Source organism: Haliscomenobacter sp. (assembly GCF_040403615.1).
Taxonomy (GTDB): domain Bacteria; phylum Bacteroidota; class Bacteroidia; order Chitinophagales; family Saprospiraceae; genus Haliscomenobacter.
Genome location: NZ_JBBAKG010000136.1, coordinates 1 through 5,177 on the forward strand (window position 1 = coordinate 1; position 5,177 = coordinate 5,177).

A 5,177-nucleotide genomic window follows, 5' to 3' on the forward strand; every position below is an offset into this window, starting at 1 on the left:
TATTGTATGAAAATATGAAAATGCTAAAGTATCAGCTCAATGAAAAGTAAGCTAATGTTCAAAAAAATTAGATTCAACACAACAGCAATGCTGTTGGTATTCTTTTCAATTGTTTTTCTAGTTTCTATGCAAGTTGGAAAAATGCAAGTATGGAAAGAAAAGCTAGGCCTATTCCCAACTTTGGTTTATGGTTTAGATTTTTACATTCTTTTGTTTATCGAATTTGCCTCAATATTAGTTATTCTGCTGAATACTAAATGGATTAGGTCTTTTGCCTCATTAGCTACATTGATTTTCTCTTCACTTAGCGTTCATCAAAGCTATATGTGGCTTTACAAAAGGTATGATTGTTCATGTAAGTATGTATTTGAATTTTTAGCATCGTATGAGCAAAATATTCTTATCTTACTTTCGCTTACATTTTTATCGATCACATTAATAATTGGTTCATTTTATGGACATAGCTATAGAACTCAAAATGATCAGTAAGGCCATTGGCAAGAATCTGATCCTGGATAATGTTTCATTGCGCATTCCAACTGGGGCGATCTTTGGCATTATTGGCCCAAATGGAATTGGCAAATCAACCATCCTAAAAATAATGGCTAGACACTGGCTACCTTCTTCTGGTACTTTGGATTTAGCTTCGCACCGCGTGGGCTTTGCTTCTGATTCGTCAGCTGCTTATCCTGATTTAAGCATCATCCAAAATTTTAAAATTTTTGGACAATCTTTGGACGTTGAGCAATCCGAGAAGATTGAAGAACTTATTAGTTTGCTCAAATTGGAAGAATTTAGGCATAAAAAGGTGAAACATTTGTCTTTGGGTAACAAACAACGGTTTAATCTTGCTTTGTCGATGTTGGGAGATCCACCGATTATTGTGATTGATGAGCCAACAAACGGTTTGGATCCAATTGGTATTCAAAGGATAAGAGAAATTATCCTAAGTATGAATAAAAATGAGAAAACCATTGTGTTGATAAGCCATGCATTGAATGAATTGGAAAAAATTTATTCCCATGTTGCATTCCTGAAAGATGCGAAAATTGTTCGGGAAGTACAACGTAATTCAATAGAGGGAGATTCTTCTTTGGAGGACATTTATTTTCAAATTTACGCTTAAATACAGGAATATGCTGAAAATTGAAATCAAACGAGTTTTTACACAACGTGGTTTTTTGTTGTATTTTATTCTATACTCATTTATGTATTCTGGCATTCTTTATGGCTCATACAGCTTTTTAAAAGAAAAAAAAGAAGTTGGTGATTTACTTTTTGGAGGAGATTTATACATTTATCCCTTTACCTGGAATACCATCACCTTTTGGGGACGAATCCCAATATTGGCTTTATGCTTGTTCGTAATCAGTTGGATAGCCCAAGATTTTGAAAATGGTGTTTACAAAAGGTATATTTCTTTTGGAATTTCAAGAAATAAGATTTTCTGGGGAAAAATCCAGTTCATGGTTGTCTTATCGATACTCCCTGCCCTTATTGCTTTAATTTCAGTATGTTGTTTTGAGTATATTGCCAATGGGGGTATTATTCCTAAGCAGCTTATGTATAAAAGTTATTACCTTTTGATATTTTATTGGCAGAATTTTTATATTCTTTGCTTTACAGCCATGTTTGCATTTTTGGTCAAAAAACCCTATAATGCTTTGATGTTTTTCTTAGGTTATTATCTAATCGTGGAAAATGTGATAAGGTATATTTTTTTAAAGGTGAACTTAGTGAACGGTATTTCAGACTTTTTGCCAAATCGGATTGCTTGGAGCTTGGTTAAAACTCCTTTTGCAAGTGAAATAACCAAACGGATGATCAATGAAAATCAAACCGACTTTTTTGTACCTAAAATATGCTTGAGTGTTTTGTTTTGTGCGATTATTCTATTTGTGTCATTTAGGAATTTCAATAAAAGCGACTTGTAAGTTTGCTTGATCACCAAGTTGACAATCAATAAAATTTAAAATGAGAGACCAAGTACCAAGCACAAAAAGAAAATTTTTATTATTTCTCTTTTTCAGCCATATTTTAATGGTTGCCTGCACCCCTCCGTCATCTAACCAGCAAGAAGAAGTTACGGAAACTTCTTCTTATGGCACTCATATCACCGAGGTTAGCATTGATTACTCCAATTTCTCAACCCTCGCTTATCGCGTCCAATCCTCCGGCCGCATCGTCCCCCACTTCACCGAACTCCTCCTCTCCGAGCGCTCTGGCTTGCTCCTCATTTGCCGCGCCCACAACAACCAGTCTGTCAAAAAAGATGAAATCATTGCTACCCTGGAAAGCACCACCCTAGACCTTCGCCGCGAAAAGCTCCTCATCCAGCAGTACAACGCGCAAAAAGAATACGAAAGTCAGTTGCTGGGTTACGAGGGGTTGCTCAAAGGCAAAAGCCAGCAAGAAGCGGAAGAAGTACGCAAAAAACTGCGTGCTGCCACTGGCCTGGCTGGCATTGAAGTAGAACTCAAGGAACTGGACTATGAAAAACAACAAGCTACCATCCGCGCCCCAGTAAATGGAGTGCTCAGTGATGTAAAAATCAATGCCGGAATGTACATCAAAGCAGGGCAAGAGCTGTTTCGCATCTACTCCGCGCAAGAGCTGTACGCTGAAGTAAAAGTACTAGAGTCGGATCTGGCGCTCCTGCGCACAGGGCAAAGCGCCAGTGTCAGCCCCCTGGCACTGCCAGACAAAACCTATGCCGCTACGCTCAGCGAAATCAACCCCAGTGTGGACGCCAATGGCATGGTGCAGGTACGGCTCAAAATTGCCCGCCCTACGGGGTTATTGCCCGGCATGAATGTGGAAGCCAGCGTAAATGTACCGCAAAAAAAAGCGGTGGTGGTGCCCAAAGCGGCAGTCGTACTGCGTGGAGGCCGCTCGGTAGTCTTCACCTACGAAAATGGCCTAGCCAAGTGGAACTACGTGACAACTGGACTGGACAATGGCCGGGAAATTGAAATTGTGGAGGGAATTAAAGCGGGTATGGAGGTGATTACGTCGAATAATTTGCAGATCTCGCACGATGCACCGGTGAAAAAATAGTTGGAGGGTTGTCGCACGGTATAATTTTTTTCTGGCTAGTTCATTTTTTGTCCCTGAGCGGGTTTTTATTTGTAGAGAGTCCAATAAGATATTAATCGGGGGAGTTTGATTTAGCGGATTCCAAAAGACAAGAGAGTAGCAATATTTTTTTATTTTCGAGCCATGAAAAAATTAAAATTAGCAATATCCTCTATTTTCACGTTACTGTTTTTTATGAAAAACAATTGTTTTTCAATTTTTTATGTTTCAACGCTGCGCCGTAAAAAACAATTTGACTTGCTTAATTTTTGCCCTATGAATACGCTTACAAAAGCACACTTCAATACGATCTTAGCTATACTGCTCTTTTCCTTAACGTTTTGTGCTTCGAGTGCAAATGAAAAAGATGTACTGGAGTTGTATCAAAAAAATTCATTTCCTATTTCTGCCAAAGATCCTATTGTTGATATCAATGCTACAGCTTCCATGCAATTAATTGATGATAAGATAATATTGAATTATGTTGACACCAGGAGTCAAAATCTTGTGAGCCTGCATCTTGCTGATAAAACGAAGGAAGTAATTCCATACACATTAGAAGGCCCCAATGCAATAAGGTTCAACCCGGATTATTTTTTTATGAACACTAAGAAAGAAATAATTGTGGTAAATCCAACAGAAATCAAGCTTTGTGAACACGCTAAAAGCTTAAAAGTAAAAAGGAAGATAGTGCACGAATCCAGAGTTTTGTCCCAATTCATGACGGGTATAAGACCCGGATTACAACAGAAAACAAAGCTTATCTTTTTTAATTACGATGGAAGAGAATTTAAGGATTTGATACTTCTTGATATTGAAAATTTTCAACAAAAAGAAGTCAAAATACCCTATCAAAAAGAAATTTTTTCGGGGCTTAATTCAGAGGCAGCCATGAGCATAAATTGTACATTACCGTTTGTCACCATGCATGAGAACACCCTAGTATTCTCGCTTTGGTATTCTGAAAACGTTTACGAATGGGATGGATCTGTTGCATTTAAAGAGAAAAAGTTTGAAATAAATACCTCTAAAAACCCTCCCAATACTTTTTTAAATTCATGGGAAAAGGCTGTACTGGAACTCTCATATACTTCTCACGGCCCTGTAATTAGGGCTCAATCGAATAATTTGTACATTGCAGAAAACTATAACGGTGAAACAAAAAAAGCAGAACTATTCTGTCTCAACGATACAGGTGAAAAAATATTTAATTTGGACGTGTCAAACACCCAGCGATTTTGGGTTGATGGTAGATTAGTTAAATACTTGATCGACGAAGACAAAAATGAGATTAATTTCGAGATATGGAAATAAACACCTAAACCTGTTCAGATAAAAGGGTTCTGCTGTTGCTCCTCAACTAGAGATCCAAACCATTCTATCTTCAATTTTTCAACTTTCATGACCCGATATTTAGTCCAACGCCCCATCGCCGTTCTCCTCTGCTTCACCGTTCTCATCGTATTCGGTCTGGCCGCCTTACGCCTGCTCCCGATCTCCCTGCTCCCCAACATTGACGTTCCCCAAATCGTCATTCGGGTCAACTATCCCAATACTGCCGCGGCTACTTTGGAAGAAAACGTGGTGAAGGGCATCCGGGAGAACCTACTGTCTCTCAATGGCATCCAAAACATTGAAAGCAAAAGTGCCAACCACAGCGCTTTGCTTTACCTCACCTTTGATTTCAAGACCCGTATGGATTTGGCCTACATCGAGGCCAACGAAAAAATTGACCGCCTCAGCAGTTTATTGCCTCGCGATATGCCCCGCCCACAGGTGATGCGCATTAACACCTCGGATATTCCCATCATTCGATTGCAAGTCATACCACAGCGCAAGGAAGAATACTTGGAAATTGCGGAATTGACCGAAAAAGTACTCAAAAAACGCTTGGAACAACTGGAAGGTGTCTCTCTAGTCGACCTCAATGGCAAGCGTAACGCCATCATTGCCGTAACGCCCAATACTGCTGCCTTGCGCTCGCTAAACACTGACGAATCGGCCCTGAGTACCGCCATCCAGGGTGCCAATCAGGAGTTGGGTAGTTTGTCTATCCGCGATGGGCAATACCGCTACTTTGTCAAAGTGGCCAATCGGCTGGA

6 protein-coding genes are annotated in these 5,177 nt (G+C 39.5%); all 6 read left to right on the forward strand.

Annotation, left to right across the window (positions count from 1 at the left end):
* Positions 1-39 precede the first annotated feature (39 nt).
* Positions 40-489: a hypothetical protein gene (locus ABW391_RS25930; RefSeq protein ID WP_353484814.1), complete on the forward strand. Its 450-nt coding sequence runs from the start codon at positions 40-42 to the stop codon at positions 487-489.
* Positions 455-1,126, forward strand: coding sequence for an ABC transporter ATP-binding protein (locus ABW391_RS25935; RefSeq protein WP_353484815.1), 672 nt, complete (start codon positions 455-457; stop codon positions 1,124-1,126). Before ABW391_RS25930 ends, ABW391_RS25935 begins: the two co-directional genes overlap by 35 nt.
* Positions 1,127-1,136: 10 nt before the next feature.
* A complete protein-coding gene (locus ABW391_RS25940; protein ID WP_353484816.1) occupies positions 1,137-1,934 on the forward strand; it encodes a hypothetical protein in 798 nt (265 codons plus the stop codon).
* Between the two features lie 106 nt (positions 1,935-2,040).
* Entirely contained in the window at positions 2,041-3,057 is a 1,017-nt protein-coding gene (locus ABW391_RS25945) for an efflux RND transporter periplasmic adaptor subunit (protein ID WP_353484817.1), read from the forward strand.
* Positions 3,058-3,219: 162 nt separating this feature from the next.
* Positions 3,220-4,389, forward strand: a complete 1,170-nt coding sequence (locus ABW391_RS25950) for a hypothetical protein (protein WP_353484818.1) — start codon at positions 3,220-3,222, stop codon at positions 4,387-4,389.
* A gap of 87 nt (positions 4,390-4,476) precedes the next feature.
* Positions 4,477-5,177, forward strand: a 701-nt coding sequence (locus ABW391_RS25955) for an efflux RND transporter permease subunit (protein ID WP_353484819.1), incomplete at its 3' end; no start/stop codon positions are given.